The organism is Streptomyces sp. NBC_01237 (assembly GCF_035917275.1).
Lineage (GTDB): Bacteria > Actinomycetota > Actinomycetes > Streptomycetales > Streptomycetaceae > Streptomyces.
The window spans coordinates 5,111,430-5,131,148 of sequence record NZ_CP108508.1 but is presented as its reverse complement, the minus strand read 5'-3'; the positions used below and the strand labels follow the sequence as shown (position 1 = coordinate 5,131,148).

Below are 19,719 nucleotides of genomic sequence, written 5' to 3'. Positions count from 1 at the left end.
GGCCCGTCACCGCCCCGGGGCTTGGCCACCGACGGCGTGCGTATCGGCGTACCGGCTGTCGATGGCGGTGAACGCGCCCCTGACGGCGTCGTCGGTCCGCAGGAGGTCGTGCCCGGCCCTCTCCAGTGCCTCCTTGACGCTGCCGCAGCGCTCGTCGACGCTTCTGACGTACCGGGCCCAGGAGCTGTACACGTCCTTCTGGGCCCCTGCGGTCAGGCACCCGGCGGCGTCGGCCCCCTGCTGCCCGTCCGTCAACCGGGTCAGGGCCTTGCCCAGCCCTTCCCGCAGCCCTCCGACGCCCTCGCCCGCCTTGTTCCACGCCTGCTTGTTGGACTGCAGGCCCGCGGTGACGGCGCTCGTCGACGGTGCGGCCGGCCCGTCACCGGGCAGGTACTGGTTGAGCTGCATCTGTGTCCCGTGCCGCTGGGCGGCTTCGTGCTTCAGCTGTTCCCACTCGTCCCACGCCATGTGTGGTCTCCTCCCCCGTGGCCCCGGGACCTGCCCCGGGGTGTGTGGTCCCGCTGTCCCGCGCCCCCATGGGAGCGCCGCCGCGGACGGTACGGACGGGAGCCGGGTCCGCCCTGGTGCTCCCATCGAGCGGCCCCGAGTGTCCGTACGTGGCGGCAGCGTGGCCCATCCCGGGGTCTGCCGGAGACCGGACCGGCTCAAACCGCTCGGTGCGGACGGGACCCCTCCGCACGGGAGGAACAGCTCGGACCCCATCGATCGGAAGAAACCAACTACCGCCCATGGAAAGGAGATTGGCTTGATGAACCTCCAGGAAAGCCAGGGTCTTCCGTGGAGATCGGACCGGCCGGGACAGCGGGGCCGGGCGCCGGGCGCCGCCGTCGTACGGGTGGCGCCCCTCTCCTCTTCCGGACAAGGTACTGTGCATTGCATGGAACCGGTCGAAGCGAGCAGCCGCCCCGGAAGCAAGGCCGTCAGCCAGCTCCGTAAGGGCGTGCTGGAGTACTGCGTGCTCGCACTGATGCGCGACGGTGCGCGGTACGGGGTCGAGCTGCTGCGGGAGCTGGAGGAGACGGGTGCGCTGGCGACCAGCCAGGGCACGGTCTACCCCCTGCTGTCCCGGCTGCGACGGGACGAGCTCGTCGTCACCACCTGGCGCGAGTCGGCCTCGGGTCCGCCGCGGCGCTACTACGAACTGACCGAGGCCGGACACGCCGCCCTCGCCGAGTTCACCGGCACATGGCCCGCCTTCCGCAACGCCGTCGACCACCTTCTCGCACCGAAGACGCGCACCCAGGCACCTGGAGAGACAGAACGATGAACAGCCAGCAGACGGGGCAGACCGACGGCGCGTTGGTCCAGCAGTACCTCGCGGCCGTCGAGCGCGAGACCTCGGCGCTCCCCGCGGACCGCCGTCAGGAGCTGGTCTCCGATCTCGCCGAGCACATCGAGATCGCGCTCGCCGAACGGCCCGGCAGCAGCCGGGACATCCTGCGTGAACTGGGTGACCCCCGCACCATCGCCACCACCGCGCTCCAGGAGGCGGGGGCCGGGGCCGACGCCGGGGGCTCCACCGGGGCACCGGTGAAGGCGGGTAACGGGAAGACCGCCAGACGCCGTTCGCCCGCGTGGGTCGCGGTGGCGCTTCCGGTACTCACCATGGTGCCCGGTCAGTTCTGGGGGCCGCTGGGCTTCGCGTTCAGGATCGCCGGGATCATCGTGCTGTGCAGGTCCCCGTACTGGACGCGGGACCAGAAATGGGCCGGCGTGGCGATCACCGCGGCCCTGCCCACGGCGATGGCCATGGCCTTCAACTTCGGTCTCGCCCCCAGCGATCCGCCCGCAGCCGTGGGCTGGACGGTCGTCGCGGTGATGGCGGTCATGACCTTCGGCGGCGCGGGCTGGCTCTGGAAGGTACGCGACGACCGGGACCCCGCCGCGTAGGCCGAAGCCCGGCGGACAGCCCGGCGGACAGCCCGGCGAACCGGCCCGGGGCAACCGGCCCGGGGCAACCGGCCCGCGAACGGCCGGCGCCCCGCACGCGACGGCCTAGAAGATCCCCCACAGCAGTCCCACGAACTGGTGCACCAGCACCGCCAGCAGCACAAGGATCCCGACGATCACCACGGTCACCCAGGAACAGCCGGAGCCCGCGGGCTCCACCCCGTGACTGTCGCGCCCGCCACCCAGCTCCCCGTCGAACAAGTCCACGGCCGCCCCCTCTTTCTCCCGCGCCCGGAGCCCCCCGGCTCCATCGGCATGTACTGTCGCACGCCCCAGCGCTGCCGGGGAGCCGTGCACCGTACTCAGAGGCCGGGGAGAACGTACTCAGAAAGAGCCCCTCAACCTCGCTGTCCCGCAGCGGGGTTGACCTGCCACGGGGTCAGTCGTCGCGGTCCCTGGCGGCCAGCCAGATCGTGAGGTCGTTGGCGATCCGGTGGATGCTGGTCTCGGTGGCGACCTCGTGCTCGCGCCGGGCCGTATCGCGGCGGACGACCTCGTAGCCCCCGTCGCGGACGGTGACCGAGGCGCACCAGGTCGGATCATCCGCGGGGGGCCGGATGACGACGAAGGTGTTGTGCGCGTCGTTGAGGTCGCTGAACAGCATGAACAGCGCGTCCTCGGACGGGTCGTCGATGAAGTCGCCGTCCTCGCTCTGCGCGCGGTAGTACGAAGCCTCCATGAGCTGTCCCCTCTGCGACATGCCGAGCCGATTGCGGTCAGCCTTGCACGCCGGTCCGACAACCCCACGGCGCGAACGACAGCGCGAAGGGCGCAGAAGGAGCGGGGCAGAGCGAAAGGGCAGGAAGAAGGGGGCGGAGAGCGAAGCGGCAGGAAGAGAGGGCGGGGAGAGGGGCGGCCCGGACAGTGAGCCGGCAGGCCGCCCGTCCGTACCGCTCAGGCGGCCTGCCGCTCCACGGGAATCCACAGCTCCGCGTCCGCCCGCGCCCCGTCGTCGAAGACGCGCACGCGCAGGATCTCGGGGCCCGGCCTGCTCCGGTACGGATTCGACGGGAACCACTGCGTGAACACGTCCCGCCACAGGTACTGGAGTGCCTGCGGGAAGGCACCCGAGTTCTCGAAGACGGCCCACGCCCCCGCCGGAACATCCAGGGCCGCCATGCCCGCCGGAGCCTCGGCACACGTCACCACACCGTGGTAATAGTCGAGTTCGGTCCCCTCGGCCCGGCTCGGATCGATGTGGTCGCTCACACCGACGATCCCCTTCGGCTCCTGGTCCGACAGCTCCGCGAGACGCCGGAGCTCCTCCGGGTCCATGCCCCGGATGAACGCGGCGATCGCCGGGTTGACCCCTTCATGGACGAGCGGTACGCGGACCTTCCCGCCCACCACGCAAAACGCCCCCTTGTCCACGATCCGGTAGCGCATGCTGCTGCTTCCTTCGATGACGAGGCGGAAGGACATCCGTGGCTGGGACCGCAGAGCCGCACCGGTCCGCCGGGCCTCGCCCGGACCCACACCGTGCACGGCGCGGAACGCACGGGCGAACGCCTCGCCCGAGCGGTAGCCGTAGCGCATGCCGACGTCCAGCAGCGTCCGCTCTCCGGCGAGTACCTCGGCGCCCGCCACGGTCAGCCGCCTGCGCCGGATGTACTCCGACAGCGGCATGCCCGCCAGCGCCGAGAACATCCGGCGGAAGTGGTACTCCGACGTCACCGCGATGCGCGCGAGATCCGCCACGTCGATCGGCTGATCGAGGTGCGACTCCACGTGCTCCATGGCCTGGTTCAGCCCCTCCAGCATCCCGGCCCCTTCCCGTTCGCTCCCCCAGGCTAGGAGAGAGCCCGCACGCCGCACCCGACATCCTGTGCCCGAACCGGTCGGGTCGGGGCACAGGGGCGTCGGGAACGGGCGTCGGGGGCCGGGAGAAGGCGTCGGACGGCCGGGGCGGGCTTCGGGAGCGGCCGTCGGGGGCGCGTGACGCCCTGCCCTCAGCCCTTCAGCTCTTCAGCCCTCAGCCCTCAGCCCTTCAGTCCCTCAGCCCTTCACCGTGAAGTCCGCCCGCAGCAGCGCCTCGTCACGCGACGACGGGCCGACGAGCAGTTCGAAGCGGCCGGGTTCCACGATGCGGTGGCCCTCGGCGTCCACGAGGGTGCAGTCCGCGGCCGGCAGCTCGACCCGAACCTCCCGCGACTCCCCCGGAGCCAGCGCCACCTGCCGGTACGCCTTCAGCTCCTTCTCGGCCCAGGTGACCGACGTGACCGTGTCGCTGACGTACACCTGCACCGTCTCCAGCGCGGGCCGCGCACCCGTGTTGGTGACCGTGACACGCGCCCGCACCGTGTCGCCCGCCCCCACGACGGAGGTCAGCACCTCCAGGTCCGCGTACTCGACCGTCGTGTAGCTCAGGCCCTCGCCGAACACGAACGCCGGGCTCTGCGTGAGATCCGCGTACCGCGTGCCGTGCTGGCCGCGCACCTGGTTGTAGTACGTCGGCTGCTGACCGGCGTGCCGGGCGAAGGACAGCGGCAGGCGACCGGTGGGCTCGACCAGGCCGAGGACGAGTTCGGCCACGGCCCGGCCACCGAGCATGCCCGGGTTGAACGCGTGCACGATCGCCGCCGCACCGCGAGCGGACGGCGGCAGCACCAGCGGCTTGGAGCTGATGACCACGACGACGAGCGGCTTGCCCGTCGCGGCGAGCGCGTCCAGCAACGCCACCTGGCCGCCGACCAGTTCCAGCGTCGCGGTGGACTTCCCCTCGCCGACCAGTTCGATACGGTCGCCGACGACCGCGACCACGTAGTCGGCTGCCCGCGCCGCCGCGACCGCCTCCTCGATCAGCGCCGCGTCGGCCTCGGCGGGCACGACGACCTCCGGCCGGGGCTGCCCGTCCGGGAAGAACGCGCCCTCCGGGTCGGGCCCCACGGTGAGGATGTCGGCACCACGTGCGTACGAGACGTTCCACCCGGCGGGCACATGGTCGCGGAACCCGTCCAGCACCGTACGGATCATGCGGCGCGGCTGCCCGTCCGGCAGCCAGTCGGCCTGACCCGATGACCCCGCCCAGTCCCCGAGCTGGGTCTGCGGGTCGTCGGCGTTGGGGCCGACGACGGCGACCGTGCGCGGTACGGGGCCCAGGGCCCCCGGCGCGGAGGACGACCCCGGCGCGGCCACCGCCCGCCCGTCGTCACCCGCCTCGAACCCGCCGGACAGCGGCAGCGTCCCGTCGTTGGCCAGCAGCACCAGCGAGCGACGGGCCGCCTCCAGGTTCAGCGCGGCGTGTTCGGCGCTCCCGATGAACTCCGCCTGCCGGGCGGCGTCCGGGCGGCGCGGGTTCTCGAAGAGGCCCAGCTCGAACTTGAGCGTCAGGATGCGGCGTACGGCGGCGTCGATCTCCGCCTCGTCGAGCGTGCCGGCCGCCACCGCCTCCTGCGCCCCTTCGAAGAAGGCGGGCGTCGTCATCACCATGTCGTTGCCCGCGCGCACCGCCGCCGCCGACGCCTGCGCGGCATCGGCGTACACCTTCTGCTCCCACACCATGCGGCCGACGTTGTCCCAGTCGGTCACCAGCGTCCCGGTGTACCCCCACTCGCCGCGCAGCACCTCGTTCAGCAGCCAGTTGTTCACCGTGATCGGCACGCCGTCCATCGACTGGTAGCCGAGCATGAACGTCCGGCAGCCCTCGCGCGCCACCCGCTCGAACGGCGGGAGGAACCACGACCGCAGCTTGCGCCGCGAGATGTCCGCCTCGCTCGCGTCACGGCCGCCCTGCGTCTCGGAGTAGCCCGCGAAGTGCTTGGCACACGCCAGGATCGCCGTCGGGTCGGCCAGACCGTCGCCCTGATACCCGCGCACCATGGCCGAGGCCAGCTCGCCGATGAGGAACGGGTCCTCGCCGAACGTCTCGCTCACCCGCCCCCAGCGCAGGTCCCGTGTGATGCACAGCACCGGCGAGAACGTCCAGTGCACACCGGTCGCCGCGACCTCGACGGCCGTCGCCCTGGCGATCCGCTCCACCAGCTCCGCGTCCCAGGTCGCGGCCATGCCGAGCTGCGTCGGGTAGATCGTGGCGCCCTCCCAGAAGGAGTGCCCGTGAATGCAGTCCTCCGCGACGAGCAGCGGAATCCTCAGCCGGGTGCGCCCGGTGAGCTCGGCCGCCTCCAGGACGCGTTCGGGCGAGGCGTGGAGGATCGATCCCACGTGCAGGTCCTCGACGAGGTGCCGCACCCCGTCCTTGGCGTTCAGCTGGAGCATCTGGCCGGTCTTCTCCGGCAGCGTCATCCGGCCGAGAAGGTCACTGACCCGCTCCGCCACAGGCAGCGCGGGGTCGAGGTAGGGCGGGAAGAGACCCACAGGAGTTCCTTTCAGGACGTCACTCCACACATCACCGCATCACCGTACGCTCAATACCGACCGAGTGGTAAGTATCTGGCTGTGACAGCCTGGCGGGACAGCCGTCCGGGGGACCGGGAAGAAGTCGGGAGCGTGCGAGTGACCGCAGAAGCGGGGCGTGGCTACGCCAAGGGCCGGGCGAAGCGCCGCGAGATCCTCGACCAGGCCATGGCCATGTTCGGCGAGGCCGGGTACCGGGGCGCCTCACTGCGTGTCATCGCGACCCGCTGCGGCATCTCGCACCCCGGCCTCCTGCACCACTTCCCGACCAAGGAGTCCCTGCTCCTCGCGGTCCTCGAACACCGCGACGACGTGGACGGCGAGTGGCTGGCGCTCGGCGTCGCCACGGGCGTCGACCATCTGCGCCGGCTCGCCGACCTGGCCGCCCTGAACGCCACGCGGCGCGGGATCGTCGAGCTGTTCTCGGTGGTCGCCGCCGAGGCGACCGCCGCCGACCATCCCGCCCACGCGTACTTCGTCCGCCGCTACCGGACCTCCGTCACGAACACGGAACGCGCCTACCGCGAGGCCCGCGACGAAGGCGCCCTGCGCGCCGACATCGACCCGTCGGCCGCCGGCCGGCAACTGATCGCCCTCATGGACGGCCTCCAGGTCCAGTGGCTTTTCAGCGACGGCGAGACGGACATGGCGGGCGTCCTGCGCGCCCACGTCCGGGCCCAGCTCACCGTCGACTTCTGACGCCTCCCGGTCACGGGGCGTCCCCGGCCACCTTCACCGCCCGTTCGTGCAACAGCCCCGCGTCCACGAACGGCGCCTCCACCGTCGGCCGCGACCGCCAGTCCAGCGGCCAGGTCGCCCCGTCCAGCGCGGGCACCCCGATGAAGGCCGCGCCCTGCATCGAGGGGCAGGGCGGCAGCTTCTTCATCACCGAACAGCCTGAATGGGGGCACCTGTTCGGGAAGTATGGGGTACTGCGAGCCCAGGCATACACTCCCGAAGGGTCTCTGGAAATGATCGAGAAGATGGCAGAGGAACTATGAGTACCGACCTCCACTGGTTCAAGTCCAGCTACAGCGGCGACCAGGGGGGCGACTGTGTCGAGATGGCCATGACGTGGTCCAAGTCGACGTACAGCGGGGACCAGAGCGGCAACTGCGTCGAAGAAGCCGCCTGTCCCCACACCGTCCGCGTCCGGGACTCCAAGGACCCCGCCGTCCCCGCGCTCTCCCTCTCCCCCGGGGCATGGTCCTCCCTCCTCGGTTACGCGGCCGGATCAGCTGTCTGAGCCGTGACTGCGACAGCGGGGGAATGCCTCGCCTGCGGACGGGAAATCGAGAAGACCGCCGGGCCGGGCCGGGCGCCCGCGTACTGCACCCAGGCCTGTCGGCAACGCGCGTACCGGGAGCGAAAACAGCCGTCCGTCCTACCCGTGCAGGAACTGATCACCGATCTCGGGGACCGGCTGCGGAAGCTGCGGCCGGTGCCCGGCGACACGTTCCATACCGACGTCGAGGCGCTGTCCGGCCCGTTCACGCAGCTGCGGCGCATCGCCCGGCAGGCACGTGCGGACGAGCCCGGGGGAGAAAGCGTCACATCTGAACCCGTGACGAATTCGTCGGCCGCCCCCTCCACCGACGACGTGTTCGCCGCACTCTCCGAGCAGTACGGGCGTGAGCTGCGGGTGCACTGCTACCGGCTCCTCGGTTCGTACGACGAGGCCGTGGACCTGACCCAGGAAACGTTCCTCCGGGCCTGGCGGGCGCGGGACGCGCTCAGCGGTGTCGCCGATCCCCGGGCCTGGCTGTACAAGATCTCCACCTGGCTGTGTCTGGACTTCCTGCGCGAGCACGACCGGCGGCCCACGACGTACACGCCCGTCCCCGGCGTGGACTCCGGTGTCGGGCCGCCACCGGTACGGGTGACCTGGTTGCAGCCCTTCCCCGACGATCAACTGCCCGACAGGACCGCTCCGGCGCACGAACCGGACGCGGCGGCCGTGGCGAGCGAGACGCTGGAACTGGCCTTCCTGACCGCCGTGCAGAGGCTCCCCGCTCGGCAGCGGGCCGCCGTGATCCTGCGGGACGTCGCCGGGTGGTCCGCCCAGGAGACGGCCGATCTGCTCGGCTCCGGTACGGCATCGGCGAACAGTGCTGTCCAGCGTGGCAGGGCCGCCCTGCGGCAGGCCCTGCCGGGAGGCCGGGAGGACTGGTCGGTACGCGAACCCAGCGCCGGGAAAACGGCGTTGGTCAGGCGTTACATGGACGCGGTGGCGCAGTGCGACATCGAGGCGATGGTGGAACTGGTGCGGGAGGATGTGGTGCTGACGATGCCGCCGAACCCGTTCTGGTTCACGGGGCGCGAGGCGCTCTTCACGTTCCTGCGCCCCAACCTCGATCCCGCGTCACCGAAGTTCGCGGGGCACTGGCGGACCGTGCCGGTGCGCGCCAACGGGCTGACAGCGGTGGCCGGTTACCTTCAGCGGCCCGGCACCAGCGTCTACCGGGCGCAGATCATCGACGTCCTGCGCATCGAGGCGGGCGAGGACCGGATCGCGGAGATCACCACCTTCGAGCCTCATCTGTTCCCGGCCTTCGGTCTCCCGATGACACTGTGAGGCGTGGCGGGCGATGAGTTCGCCGTTCGCGCGCGTCCTATGAGTGACAGGGCGCGCAGGGCGCCCCGGCTGATAGGGCGGGAATCATGCTCAAGGACAAGGTCGCGGTCATCTACGGCGGCGCGGGCTCGCTGGGCTCGGGCATCGCTCAGGCGTACGTGGAGGCGGGGGCGCGGGTGTTCCTCGCCGGACGTACGCGGGAGACGCTGCGGACGGCCGCCGCCGGGACCGGTGCCGGGTACGACGTACTCGGCGCCATGGACGAGGCGGCCGTCGAGGCGCACGCCACGTCGGTGGTCGAGCGGGCGGGACGTATCGACATCTCCCTCAACCTCGTACCGCGCGGGGACCTCCACGGGGTGCCGCTCACCGAGATGTCGGTGGAGGACTACACCCGGCCGGTCGTGCGGGGCATCACCTGCCAGTTCATCGGTCCTGCCGGCTCTGCCGGTTCGTGTCGCCGGGTGCCCGCACCCTCGCCCTCGCCCGCGCCCTCGCCACAGCCTTCTACGGCGCGGGCGCGATCGTCCCGACCCGCAGGTACTTCGCGAAATCGATGTGTCCCAGCGGCGCGTAGTCCTCGTCGCCGGTGCCCGGCGGCTTCGATCCGTACTCGGACGTGAAGCTGAACTCCCCGGCGTTCTTGACGTTGAACGCGCCGTACTCCTGAAGTGCCTTCGCGACCATCCGCTCGTACGGCGCGAGCGAGGTATCGGCGTCGATGTCGTACGAGCGGTCCAGCCAGATGAACTGTCCCAGCCGCCAGGGGCCTTCACCCTTGCTGTCGCTCCCCACCGCGGGGAAGACATACCGGCCGTTGTTGTCCGGGGTGCCGAAGCTCAGGGCGTGGTCGATCCGGCCGGCCTTCCACTCCGCGCGGGTGATCATTCCGGCGAGGCGGGACAGGCCGCTGCCGGTCTCCCGGCCCGTGACCGAGACCGACGAGCCCCGGACGTCGGAGACGGCTCCCCATTCGCAGCTGGGCCTGCCGTCCCGCACCTGGGCCCGCCAGCACTCCACGGCCCGCCCGTCCGGTCTGATCACCACCGCCCACTCGCGCTCCGCCGCCGGGGCCTTCCACGAGGGGTCCCAGGGCAGGTCGACACCTTGGAAGGGGTTGGGCCCCCATTGACCGACGTGCTTGCGCGGGGTGACTTCGTAGGCCGGAGTGCCGGAGGTGGCCCGGTACACCAGGGAGCCCGCCGTGCCGGTGTACAGCTCGACCCGGCCCGGAGCGAGCAGGTCGGCGACCATCCGCGCGGAGTCGGGCGCCGGGCGGGGGCGCGGGTGCCGCTGGTTGAAGGCATCGTCGGCGGCGAAGAGGCGGGAGGAGCCGTCGGCGGCGTCCGGCGGGGGCGGCTCCTGCCCGCGCCGGCTCACCAGGACCGCTCCGGCGACCACCAGGGCGAGCGCGAGGGTTCCGGCAGCCGCGACGTACGGCCACCGCCGTCCCGGCGTCGGTGCGGCTGCCGTATCGAGCTCGGCCTGCGCCGCCAGCCACCGTCGCTCCCATTCCGTACGATCGCCGCCACAGGCTTCCACATACGCCAGGGCGACTTCGAGAGACGGCAGTTGGCCGCCCTTCGCGGCGTGGGACAGTGCGCCGGGCGACTGGCCCGTACGTGCGGCCATCTGGCGGTACGTCGGACCGTCCGCCGCACTGCGGAGGGCTCGTAACCCGAGGGCGAACCTCTCTGCCGCATTCCCCGCCGGATCGTCCGGGAGTTGCTGTGATGCTGCGACCACCTGTCCGTCCTCCCAGCCATGGCCGGTGACCGGTCATATGTGACGTCTGGTCCGCTCCCGCCGAGTTTAGGGGCCGCCCCGCAGGACGTGTCGCGAAAGCGGACCTTGGGGCTGGTTTCAGGCCATCCTCTGCCGGAACGCCCCACCGCCCCCTTCCGCCCCTTGCCGGACGGCGTGTTACGAGCGGTGGAGAGAGGCTTGTTCCGGGCGTGTGACGTTCGATCACCAGGAGATGCATAGGGTGATCGACCGCGAGCAAGAAGGTCTACGCCGGCGAGGTCAACGCGGACCTCGGCGACCAGTACGGCTACTGGAAGCAGCCTCCCGGACCGGGGTGTCGTAGCGGGCATGCGGGAGCACGATGTCCGTCGGTTCAGGCCCTGTTGACACGATGCTGGTCGCAGCCGCTCGTCGCGGCGGCGACCGGCACGGCCTCCTCGCGGCGGACGCGAGTTTGTCGTAGCGGGTCACGACGGCTCCGTCCACGGCGGAATATGGACCGCATGGACCAAGGATGGGCAGCCTTGTTCGGAGCCGCGGTGGGCGTCGTCGGAACCCTGTGCACCTCGGCGTTGACGTATGCGTCCACCCGGCGGCAGGCGCGTGACCAGGGGGCGGTCGATCACGACCGGGCGCTGCGGACCGAACGCCGCGAGGCCTACCTCGTGTTCATGCAGGCGGCGGAACCGGTCGACGACGTGCTGCACCGGGTCGCGCACCAGGACGGCGTACCGGTCTCCGCTCGGGACGCCCCGCCTTCGCCCGAGGTGCTGGGCGCGGCCGTGGCGGAGCTCGGTGGCGCGGTGGACGCGCTCTACAAGGCCCAGGCACGGCTCGATCTCATGGGTCCGGAAGCCGTGGCGGCGGAGGCCGTGAACGTGTGGTCGGACGTACGGGCCCTGCGCGCCTACCTCGAAAGGGTGCTCCACGGGGTGTGCGAAGGGCTGCCGGACGCGGCTTACCGCACCGGCCTCGAAGACGCCGTCGACGCGGTGGAGATGAGCCGGGAGAAGTTCACCCGGCGCGCCCGCGAGGTGATGGTGACGCCGCCGTGAGACCGCCGGGAGGCCGGCGGGAGGTCCGCTGCCACCGGCCACGCGCCTCAACGCGGGCCGTCTCAAATGCCGTTGACCCGCGCCGTGCCCGTAACAGAGCATCGCCTCATATGACTACCACCGAACCGCACTCCCCCACGTCCGCGTCGCCGCGCCCCGTCGCCCTGATCACCGGGGTCGGCCGCACCGTCGGGATCGGTGCGGGCATCGCGCGGCGGCTGGCCGCCTCGGGCTGGGACATCGCCTTCACCTACTGGACGCCCTACGACAAGCGCATGAGCTGGGGGGTCGAGCAGGGTGCCACGGACGCCATCACCGAGAGCCTGCGCCCGACCGGGGCGCGGTCGGCCGCGATCGAGGCCGATCTCTCCGACCCCGACGCGCCCACGAGGATCTTCGACGACGCGGAGCGGCGCCTCGGCCCGGTCACCGCACTCGTGATGAGCCATGCCGAGTCCGTCGACTCGGGCCTGCTGGACACGACCGTCGAGAGTTTCGACCGGCATTTCGCCGTCAACGCGCGAGCCACCTGGCTGCTGATCCGCGAGTACGGGCTGCGCTTCCGCTCCGCCCCGGGCACCGGCCGGATCGTCGCCCTGACCAGTGACCACACCGTCGGCAACCTCCCCTACGGCGCGAGCAAGGGCGCCCTGGACCGCATCACGCTGGCCGCCGCCCACGAGCTGGCCCAGCTGGGCGTCACGGCCAACGCCATCAACCCCGGCCCGGTGGACACCGGCTGGATGACCGACGACGTGCGCGACGCCTGCCTGGGGGCGACACCGCTCGGCCGTCTCGGCACCCCGCAGGACACCGCGCATCTGGTGGACTTCCTCTGCTCGCCCCAGGGACAATGGGTCAACGGCCAGCTGCTGAAGAGCAATGGCGGATCCGCTTCCTAGGCTGTCCCCGAGACCGCGGGACGCGTTGGCATGTGCGCCTTCGGCCGAACGTCTACGGTGGCCTGGTCCAGTAGTGCACAGGGGGGCGCATGCGCAACGAAGGTATGGCCGACGGCAGAGCGGACGACGGAGCGGCCGGCGGTCCCGACGACCGCTGGGTGGCCGACGACCTCCAGCGCGCCGACGCACAGGCGCCGCAGGAGTGGCCGCAGACGCCGCCCCGGGCGGAGCCCCACGCCGGCGACACGGTGATCGACGGCCGCTACGAGCTGCTGTCACCGATCGGCAGCGGCGGCATGGGCGAGGTCTGGAAGGCGCACGACAGGCGCCTCCGCCGCTTCGTCGCCGTGAAGGGTCTGCTCGACCGCCACTCCATGACCCCCACCACGCAGGCCGAGGCGATGCAGCGGGCGCGTCGCGAGGCCGAGGCCATCGCGAAGATCGAGCACCAGAACGTGGTGACGGTCCACGACCAGGTCGAGACCGACAACCAGGTCTGGATCGTGATGAAGCTGCTCGAAGCCAGGTCCCTGGCCGATGTGCTGAGCAGCGAGAAGGTGCTCGCCGTACCGAGGGCGGCGGACATCGGGCTGCAGATCCTCCAGGGGCTGCGGGCGGTGCACGGCGCGTCGGTCGTCCACCGTGACGTGAAGCCGGGCAATGTGCTCGTCCGCGACGACGGACTCGTGATCCTGGTGGACTTCGGCATCGCCAAGTTCGACGGCGGTGCGCAGGTGACCCAGCACGGCGGCGTCCTCGGCACGCCCCCGTACCTGGCGCCCGAACTCTTCGCCCCCGGGGCCCCGGCGCCCACGCCCGCGTCGGACCTGTGGGCACTGGGGATCACGCTGTTCCTGATGGTCGAGGGGCACGTACCCTTCGCCGGCAACGAAGTCTGGGAAGTCCAGGAACAGATCAGGAACTCCCCGACGCCCGCCTTCCGTTACGCCGGTCCCCTGGCGCCGGTCATCCAGGGTCTGCTGGCCACGGACCCGCAACGCCGGCTGGACGCCGCGGGCGCGGAAGGGCTGCTCCGGGGCGTCCTGGGGGCGCCCGCCGCGCCGAACACCCCATCGCCGACGGGCGGACAGGCCGCCGAAGCCCCCCACCCGCCGACAGCCGCGGCCTCGTCCGGCCCGCCGTCCGTATCGGGTCCCGCGTCCGTGCCGGGCCCCGCGGCCTCGTTCGGCCCCGCGCCCGTATCCGGTGCAGGGGCGTCGTTCGGCCCGCCGCCCTCGTTCGGCCCCGCCGCGCCCGACCCGGGCCCCTCGGCCGGTCCCGTACCGCCCGCACCCGCCTCCTCCCCGGGCCCGCAGGCCACTCCCCCGCCCCCTTCCGTACCCGCGTCGCCCGCCACTCCAGCGGCGGGCGGGAAGAGGCGCCGGACCTGGCTGAAGGTGACGACGGCGGCCGTGTGCGTCGCGCTGCTGGCCACCGCCGGCTGGCTCGTCGCGAACAACTACGGATCGAAGACGGACGACAAGACCGGTGGAGGAGTCGCCGGCTCCGGTCAGGGCCGGGGCGGCGAGCAGGAGACGTGGAAGGCCACGCACCCCACGCTGAAGGTCGGCGTCAAGGACGACCAGCCCGGACTGAGCAAGCGCGACAAGAAGACCGGCACGTACACGGGTTACGACATCGACCTGGCCTACGAGCTCGCCAAGCGCATGGGCTACACCCGGGAGGAAGTCGACTTCACCACGGTCGCCACCGACTACCGCAGCACCGCCCTGAAGACCAAGAAGGTCGACCTCGTCATCGCCTCGTACAGCATCACGCCCGAACGCAAGACCGCGGCGCCGGGTGGATACAGCGTCGAGTTCGCCGGCCCGTACTACGAGGCGAGCCGGGAGTTCCTGGTACGCGAGAAGTCGGCCAAGTACGACATCCGCGACACCAGCGACCTGCGGAGACTCAAGGTCGAGGTGTGCACCGCCCGGGACTCGACGTACGAGAAGGAGCTCCCCAAGAAGGGCTTCACCATGGCGAAGACGCAGCCCAACACGTACCAGGACTGCCTGGACAGGCTCCTGGACAAGAAGTCGGACGTCTACGCGGTGGCCTCGGACGACGTCATCCTCGCCGGATACGTGAGGGACAACCCGGGCAAGGTGCGGCGGCTGGAGCCCATCGAGGGCGCGGAGGGCTACGGCGTCGCCATGCGGCCCAAGACCCCGCTCCTGAAGGGCGAGGTGTGCACCGCGCTGAAGGGAATCCTGGACAGCAAGGTCTGGGACGACCTGTACATGCACAACCTGTCGCCCCTGATGGGCGGCGGAAACCCGCCCGGCCGGCCGGACCTGGACGAGTGCCCCGGCTCCTGACCCGCGCACGTCACCGTCCGGGGCTCCGCACCGTCGCGGCCCCGGACGCGGCCCCCGCCGATGCCCCCGTCACCGCCCCCGTCACCGCTCCGGGAAGCGCTCCCCGCACGCGCCGCAGAACATCGGCGCGGAATCCGCCGAGAGCCGCCCGCACGCCGGGCAGACCCGGTCCAGCAGGCAGGGAGCCTCGCCGCCCTCGTACGCGACCGGCGGGGGCTTGACCGTCAGGCCGGGACGGCGGCGGTGGACGGTGAGGTACGTGAGCCCGTCCGGGCCCGCCGCGAGAGCGCGCCGGGAGGTGCGGGGCAGCCAGGTGACCGTGCTCGGGGTGAGCTCCAGGGTGTCCGGCCCGGTGCGGAGACGGCCGCTTCCCGCGACGACGACCAGAAGCACGTCCAGGACGTCCTCCTGGTGCTCCCCGACCTCGGCGTCCGGCGGCAGCCGCACCAGATTTGCGTCCAACTCACGTTCTGGTGAAGCAAGTTGCCACAGAGCGCCACGCTCGTCCGGGGCCGCGGCGGCGAGCAGATCGTTCAGTACGGTCAGCACCTGCGGGGTCGCGTTCACGGCGACCAGGCTACGTGGAGGACCGTGCGGAGGACCGGCGCCGGGGCCGCGTTTGCCGCGATCGGGTAACCGTCCCGCCGCACAGGCCCCCACAACACCCTGCTGAGCCATCATGTCCCGTGCAGGTCATACGAATTGAGTGGGGGCTCGATCGATGCGTGGCGAGACACTCGACGGCAGGTACCGGCTGACGGAGCCGATCGGTTCGGGCGGCATGGGACAGGTGTGGCGCGCCGAGGACGAACGCATCGGCCGCGAGGTCGCGGTGAAGGTCCTCTCACGGATCGACGAGGACACCTCCGCGAGCCGGTTCGCCCGCGAGGCGCGGGTGGTGGGCCGTCTGTCGAGCCCGCACATCGTCACCCTGCACGACTTCGGGGAGGCGCAGGTCGCCGGGGAGCGGGTGCTCTACCTGGTCATGGAGCACCTCAAGGGCCGTGACCTGGGCGCCGTCCTGGAGAGCCGGCGCCCGGAACTCCCCACCCCCGCCGAAGTCGTGGGCTGGGCCGTAGAGATCTGCGCGGGCCTGGAGACGGCGCACAGCGCGGGCATCGTGCACCGGGACATCAAACCGGCCAATGTGCTGCTCACCGATTCGGGGACCGTGAAGATCCTGGACTTCGGGATCGCCCGGCTGCTGTCGGTCACCTCGTCGGCCGCGGCGGATCTGACCGGTACCGGCTTCGTGATCGGCACCCCGCTCTACATGTCGCCCGAGCAGATCCGGGCGCCCGACGTCCTCGACAGCCGCAGCGACCTGTACTCGCTCGGCTGCCTCCTCCATACGCTGCTCACCGGCCGCCCGCCGTTCACCGGCGCCGGTACGACGGTGCTGGCGCGGCACCTCAGCGACGTCCCGGAGCCACTGAGCACGCACCGTCCCGGCGTTGCGGGACTGGCGGAACTCGAACCGCTGATCGGGGGGTTGCTGGCGAAGGACCCCGACGACCGTCCGGAGCACGCGGCGGACGTGGCCCGGCTGCTGCTGGAGAGCGGCGTGGGGGACTCCGGTTCCGGGAGCGGCCGAAGAAGCGCCGCAGGGGCGAGTCCGGGTGTGGGAGCGGCAGCGCCCTCGCCGGACGTCTCCCCGGACGCCTCCTCCGGCTCCGTCCCCGAGCCACCGGCCCCCGTGCCCCCGCCCACGCGGACGCCGACGGCCGTGTCCACGCCCGCGCCCTCGGCACCGGACCCCTCCGCCGTCACGGTCACCGGTTCCCTCCCGTACGCCCGGATTCCCCAGGCACCGACGGCTCCGGTCGCCGCGGCCACCCCACCACCGGCAACGGCGCCGTCGCCACCGACCACTCCCCCGCCGTCGGCACCCACCACTCCACCGGCCGCCCCCTTCCCGCCTCCTTCCGCCACCGCCCCGACTCCCGCCCCCGCTCCCGTCCGGCGGCAGCGGCTCCGCATCACCCAGCGGGCCACGCGGAACGGCGGCACCGCCTCCACCCGCTCCGTCGCCGCCACCTGGCTGGCCGGGGCGGGCACGGGGCTGCTCACCGGGGTGCTGGTCTTCGCCCTGACCCCGCTCGGCCTGGGCGCGGTGGCCCTCATCGCCGTGGGTTCCTGCCTGGCGGGCATGGGGAGCGCGCAGGTCTTCGCCGACATCTTCAACCCCGTGGGACAGCCCTTCGGGAAGCGGCTCAGTTCCACGGTGGCGCTGATGTTCCCCCTCGGCATCGGCGGCACGGCGATCCAGCAGGCGGCCGAGGGCCACACGTCCCTGGTCTTCCTCCCGCTCTCCCTCTGCGCCTCCGCCGCCGCGATGACGCTGGGGGTCCTCCTGGCCGACGGGCTGATGGCCCTGTTCCGGATTCCGGCCCGCGCGGCCCTGCTCCTCTCGATGAGCGGCTGGACCAACGGCCTCGTCGTCTGGGCCCTGCTGACCTACCGCACGCCGCTGCACGGGATGGGGGCGCTGCCGATCGCCTGCGCGGTCTGGGGCCTGACCGCCCTGGCGCTGGGCCGTCTGCTGTCCCGCGCCGACCGCGGCAGCCGCCCGGCACCACCCGCGTAACGTAGGCCCCTTCGCCCTGGCAGACCGACAGCCCGACCGTCCGGCCTTCTGGCCTTCTGGCCGACCGCGCGACAGCCCGACCGTCCGACCGCACGAGGAGAACGCCGCCGTGGACCGCAAGCCGGACGAGAAGTACCCGCCGGTCGAACCGTACGAGCACGGGATGCTCGACGTGGGCGACGGGAACCTCGTGTACTGGGAGGTCTGCGGCAACCCGGACGGCAAGCCCGCGCTCGTCGTCCACGGCGGTCCGGGCTCGGGGTGCACCGAGCGGCCCCGGCAGTACTTCGACCCGGAGCGCTACCGCGTCGTGCTCTTCGACCAGCGCAACTGCGGCCGCTCCACCCCGCACGCGAGCGACCCGGCCGCCGACATGCGGCACAACACCACGCACCACCTGATCGCCGACATGGAGCGGCTGCGGGCCCATCTGTCGATCGACGCCTGGCTGCTGTACGGGGGTTCCTGGGGCTCCACGCTGATCCTCGCGTACGCCGAGCAGTACCCGGAACGGGTCTCGGAGATCGTGATCCCGGCGGTCACGACGACCCGGCGCAGCGAGATCGACTGGCTGTACCGGGGCGCGGGGCAGATCTTCCCGGAAGCCTGGGACCTGTTCCGGGCGGGCGTCCCGGAGGCGGCGGGCCCCGGTGACCTGGTCGCCGCCTACGCCCGGCGGATGGAGAGCCCGGACGCGGCGGTACGGGAGCGGGCGACGGCCGACTGGTGCGCGTGGGAGGACGCGGTGCTGTCCCAGGAGGCGTACACGGGCCCGCTCCCGTACAGCGGCAGGCCCGCCGTCGCGCGGCAGGCGCTCGTCCGGATCTGCTCGCACTACTTCTCGCACGGCGCCTGGCTGGAGGAGGGGCAGCTGATCCGCGACGCGGGCCGGCTGGCGGGGATCGACGGGGTGCTGGTGCACGGCCGGTTCGACCTGGGCGGCCCGCTGACCACCGCCTGGGAGCTGAGCAAGGCGTGGCCGGACGCCGAGCTGACGGTCATCGAGGACGCGGGGCACCTCGGCGGGGCCTCGACCGGCCGGGCGGTGCTCGCCGCCCTGGACCGCTTCGCCCGGCGCGGCTGAGGGCTGCCCCGTCCGGGGCGCGGATCTCCCCTTGCTTCGAGCGCGCTCGAAGGCGTTGGCTTGGGGGTCATGAAGTACACGCAGCTCGGACGCACCGGACTCAAGACCACCGTACGTACGGCTACCTGATCACCAGGCGAAGGCCTCCGGGGACGGTCCCGGTCCGGGGAAGATCTCGTCCAGCCCGGCCAGCACCTCCTCGCTCAGCTCCAGTTCCAGCGCCCGCAGGGCGCTCTCCAGCTGCTCGGCGGTGCGCGGGCCGACGATGGGGCCCGTCACGCCCGGCCGGGTGAGCAGCCAGGCCAGGGCGGTCTCACCGGGCTCCAGGCCGTGCTTGTCCAGCAGGTCCTCGTACGCCTGCACCTGCGCCCGTACCGAGCTGTTGGCCAGCGCGTCTGCCGACCGCCCCGAGGCGCGGCGGCCGCCCTCGACCTCCTTTTTGATGACGCCGCCGAGCAGGCCGCCGTGCAGCGGGGACCAGGGGATGACCCCGAGGTCGTAGTCCTGGGCCGCTGGGATAACCTCCATCTCCGCGCGCCGCTCGGCGAGGTTGTAGAGGCACTGCTCGCTGACGAGTCCGACCATCCCGCGCCGGGCGGCGGTCTCGTTGGCCTGGGCGATCTTGTAGCCGGGGAAGTTGGAGGAGCCCGCGTAGAGGATCTTGCCCTGCTGGATGAGCACGTCGACGGCCTGCCAGATCTCCTCGAAGGGGGTCCGACGGTCGATGTGGTGGAACTGGTACAGGTCGATGTGGTCGGTCTGGAGTCGCTTGAGGCTGGCCTCGACGGCCCGTCGGATGTTCAGCGCCGACAGCCGGTCCTCGTTCGGCCAGGTCTCGCCCTCGCGGGACATCGATCCGTACACCTTGGTGGCCAGGACCGTCTTCTCGCGCCGGCCACCGCCCTGGGCGAACCAGCTGCCGATGATCTCCTCGGTACGGCCCTTGTTCTCACCCCACCCATACACATTGGCCGTGTCCACGAAATTCAGACCCGCGTCGAGGGCGGCGTCCAGGATGCTGTGGCTGGTCGGTTCGTCTGTCTGCGGACCGAAGTTCATCGTGCCGAGAACGAGTCGGCTGACCTTGAGTCCGGTGCGTCCGAGCTGCGTGTACTTCATGGG

General features: G+C 71.7%; 20 protein-coding genes. 11 read left to right on the top strand and 9 right to left on the bottom strand.

What is annotated here, in order from left to right; all coding sequences use genetic code 11:
• Positions 1–6 precede the first annotated feature (6 nt).
• Entirely contained in the window at positions 7–468 is a 462-nt protein-coding gene (locus OG251_RS22850; protein WP_326678908.1) for a hypothetical protein, read from the bottom strand.
• Positions 469–898: 430 nt separating this feature from the next.
• Between OG251_RS22850 and OG251_RS22845 the strand changes: the two genes are divergently transcribed.
• Entirely contained in the window at positions 899–1,288 is a 390-nt protein-coding gene (locus OG251_RS22845) for a PadR family transcriptional regulator (protein ID WP_266803715.1), read from the top strand.
• Entirely contained in the window at positions 1,285–1,911 is a 627-nt protein-coding gene (locus tag OG251_RS22840; protein WP_326678907.1) for an HAAS signaling domain-containing protein, read from the top strand. Before OG251_RS22845 ends, OG251_RS22840 begins: the two co-directional genes overlap by 4 nt.
• A 105-nt stretch (positions 1,912–2,016) precedes the next feature.
• Here the strand turns inward: OG251_RS22840 and OG251_RS22835 are convergent, their stop codons facing one another.
• From OG251_RS22835 to OG251_RS22820, 4 genes are all read right to left on the bottom strand, one after another.
• Complete coding sequence (locus OG251_RS22835) at positions 2,017–2,178, bottom strand: hypothetical protein (RefSeq protein WP_198952986.1); 162 nt, start codon at positions 2,176–2,178, stop codon at positions 2,017–2,019.
• A gap of 172 nt (positions 2,179–2,350) precedes the next feature.
• Entirely contained in the window at positions 2,351–2,650 is a 300-nt protein-coding gene (locus OG251_RS22830) for a hypothetical protein (RefSeq protein WP_326681367.1), read from the bottom strand.
• Between the two features lie 215 nt (positions 2,651–2,865).
• Entirely contained in the window at positions 2,866–3,732 is an 867-nt protein-coding gene (locus OG251_RS22825; protein ID WP_326678906.1) for an AraC family transcriptional regulator, read from the bottom strand.
• Between the two features lie 234 nt (positions 3,733–3,966).
• The gene (locus OG251_RS22820) at positions 3,967–6,285 is read right to left on the bottom strand and encodes a glycoside hydrolase family 3 N-terminal domain-containing protein (protein ID WP_326678905.1); all 2,319 of its coding nucleotides are present in this window, start codon (positions 6,283–6,285) and stop codon (positions 3,967–3,969) included.
• Between the two features lie 138 nt (positions 6,286–6,423).
• Between OG251_RS22820 and OG251_RS22815 the strand changes: the two genes are divergently transcribed.
• The gene (locus OG251_RS22815; RefSeq protein WP_326678904.1) at positions 6,424–7,023 is read left to right on the top strand and encodes a TetR/AcrR family transcriptional regulator; all 600 of its coding nucleotides are present in this window, start codon (positions 6,424–6,426) and stop codon (positions 7,021–7,023) included.
• A gap of 10 nt (positions 7,024–7,033) precedes the next feature.
• Here the strand turns inward: OG251_RS22815 and OG251_RS22810 are convergent, their stop codons facing one another.
• Entirely contained in the window at positions 7,034–7,210 is a 177-nt protein-coding gene (locus tag OG251_RS22810) for a hypothetical protein (protein WP_326681541.1), read from the bottom strand.
• Positions 7,211–7,321: 111 nt separating this feature from the next.
• Here OG251_RS22810 and OG251_RS22805 point away from each other — a divergent pair, with 111 nt between their 5' ends.
• The 3 genes from OG251_RS22805 (at position 7,322) to OG251_RS45020 (ending at position 9,522) form a co-directional block, all read left to right on the top strand.
• Positions 7,322–7,570, top strand: coding sequence for a DUF397 domain-containing protein (locus OG251_RS22805; protein WP_326678903.1), 249 nt, complete (start codon positions 7,322–7,324; stop codon positions 7,568–7,570).
• 144 nt (positions 7,571–7,714) lie between these two features.
• Complete coding sequence (locus OG251_RS22800) at positions 7,715–8,899, top strand: RNA polymerase subunit sigma-70 (RefSeq protein ID WP_326678902.1); 1,185 nt, start codon at positions 7,715–7,717, stop codon at positions 8,897–8,899.
• An 86-nt stretch (positions 8,900–8,985) separates the two neighbouring features.
• On the top strand, positions 8,986–9,522 hold the full coding sequence (locus tag OG251_RS45020; protein WP_442818363.1) for an SDR family NAD(P)-dependent oxidoreductase: 537 nt from the start codon (positions 8,986–8,988) through the stop codon (positions 9,520–9,522).
• Here the strand turns inward: OG251_RS45020 and OG251_RS22790 are convergent.
• Positions 9,407–10,645 (bottom strand): helix-turn-helix domain-containing protein, encoded by a 1,239-nt coding sequence (locus OG251_RS22790; RefSeq protein WP_442818362.1) that lies wholly within the window; start codon positions 10,643–10,645, stop codon positions 9,407–9,409. The genes OG251_RS45020 and OG251_RS22790 overlap by 116 nt on opposite strands.
• Positions 10,646–11,169: 524 nt before the next feature.
• Between OG251_RS22790 and OG251_RS22785 the strand changes: the two genes are divergently transcribed.
• The 3 genes from OG251_RS22785 (at position 11,170) to OG251_RS22775 (ending at position 14,926) form a co-directional block, all read left to right on the top strand.
• Positions 11,170–11,700 carry a hypothetical protein gene (locus OG251_RS22785; protein ID WP_326678899.1) on the top strand — a complete coding sequence of 177 codons (531 nt, stop codon included), beginning with the start codon at positions 11,170–11,172 and terminating at the stop codon, positions 11,698–11,700.
• Between the two features lie 110 nt (positions 11,701–11,810).
• Positions 11,811–12,602, top strand: a complete 792-nt coding sequence (locus tag OG251_RS22780) for an SDR family oxidoreductase (RefSeq protein WP_326678898.1) — start codon at positions 11,811–11,813, stop codon at positions 12,600–12,602.
• Positions 12,603–12,691: 89 nt separating this feature from the next.
• Positions 12,692–14,926, top strand: coding sequence for a serine/threonine-protein kinase (locus OG251_RS22775; protein WP_326678897.1), 2,235 nt, complete (start codon positions 12,692–12,694; stop codon positions 14,924–14,926).
• 81 nt (positions 14,927–15,007) lie between these two features.
• On the opposite strand, the gene OG251_RS22770 is transcribed toward OG251_RS22775, so the two are convergent.
• A complete protein-coding gene (locus OG251_RS22770; protein WP_326678896.1) occupies positions 15,008–15,493 on the bottom strand; it encodes a hypothetical protein in 486 nt (161 codons plus the stop codon).
• Positions 15,494–15,647: 154 nt separating this feature from the next.
• Here OG251_RS22770 and OG251_RS22765 point away from each other — a divergent pair, with 154 nt between their 5' ends.
• Both OG251_RS22765 and pip read left to right on the top strand, forming a co-directional pair.
• Positions 15,648–17,513, top strand: coding sequence for a serine/threonine-protein kinase (locus OG251_RS22765; protein ID WP_326678895.1), 1,866 nt, complete (start codon positions 15,648–15,650; stop codon positions 17,511–17,513).
• 109 nt (positions 17,514–17,622) lie between these two features.
• Positions 17,623–18,597: a prolyl aminopeptidase gene (gene pip, locus OG251_RS22760; protein ID WP_326678894.1), complete on the top strand. Its 975-nt coding sequence runs from the start codon at positions 17,623–17,625 to the stop codon at positions 18,595–18,597.
• Positions 18,598–18,726: 129 nt separating this feature from the next.
• Here the strand turns inward: pip and OG251_RS22755 are convergent, their stop codons facing one another.
• Entirely contained in the window at positions 18,727–19,716 is a 990-nt protein-coding gene (locus OG251_RS22755) for an aldo/keto reductase (RefSeq protein WP_326678893.1), read from the bottom strand.
• Between the last annotated feature and the right edge of the window lie 3 nt (positions 19,717–19,719).

Coding starts and splice junctions, on each gene's coding strand:
- OG251_RS22850 (WP_326678908.1), bottom strand. CDS start 468: ATGGCGTGGGACGAGTGGGAACAGCTGAAGCACGAAGCCGCCCAGCGG.
- OG251_RS22845 (WP_266803715.1), top strand. CDS start 899: ATGGAACCGGTCGAAGCGAGCAGCCGCCCCGGAAGCAAGGCCGTCAGC.
- OG251_RS22840 (WP_326678907.1), top strand. CDS start 1,285: ATGAACAGCCAGCAGACGGGGCAGACCGACGGCGCGTTGGTCCAGCAG.
- OG251_RS22830 (WP_326681367.1), bottom strand. CDS start 2,650: ATGGAGGCTTCGTACTACCGCGCGCAGAGCGAGGACGGCGACTTCATC.
- OG251_RS22825 (WP_326678906.1), bottom strand. CDS start 3,732: ATGCTGGAGGGGCTGAACCAGGCCATGGAGCACGTGGAGTCGCACCTC.
- OG251_RS22810 (WP_326681541.1), bottom strand. CDS start 7,210: ATGAAGAAGCTGCCGCCCTGCCCCTCGATGCAGGGCGCGGCCTTCATC.
- OG251_RS22805 (WP_326678903.1), top strand. CDS start 7,322: ATGAGTACCGACCTCCACTGGTTCAAGTCCAGCTACAGCGGCGACCAG.
- OG251_RS45020 (WP_442818363.1), top strand. CDS start 8,986: ATGCTCAAGGACAAGGTCGCGGTCATCTACGGCGGCGCGGGCTCGCTG.
- OG251_RS22780 (WP_326678898.1), top strand. CDS start 11,811: ATGACTACCACCGAACCGCACTCCCCCACGTCCGCGTCGCCGCGCCCC.
- OG251_RS22775 (WP_326678897.1), top strand. CDS start 12,692: ATGCGCAACGAAGGTATGGCCGACGGCAGAGCGGACGACGGAGCGGCC.
- OG251_RS22765 (WP_326678895.1), top strand. CDS start 15,648: ATGCGTGGCGAGACACTCGACGGCAGGTACCGGCTGACGGAGCCGATC.
- OG251_RS22755 (WP_326678893.1), bottom strand. CDS start 19,716: ATGAAGTACACGCAGCTCGGACGCACCGGACTCAAGGTCAGCCGACTC.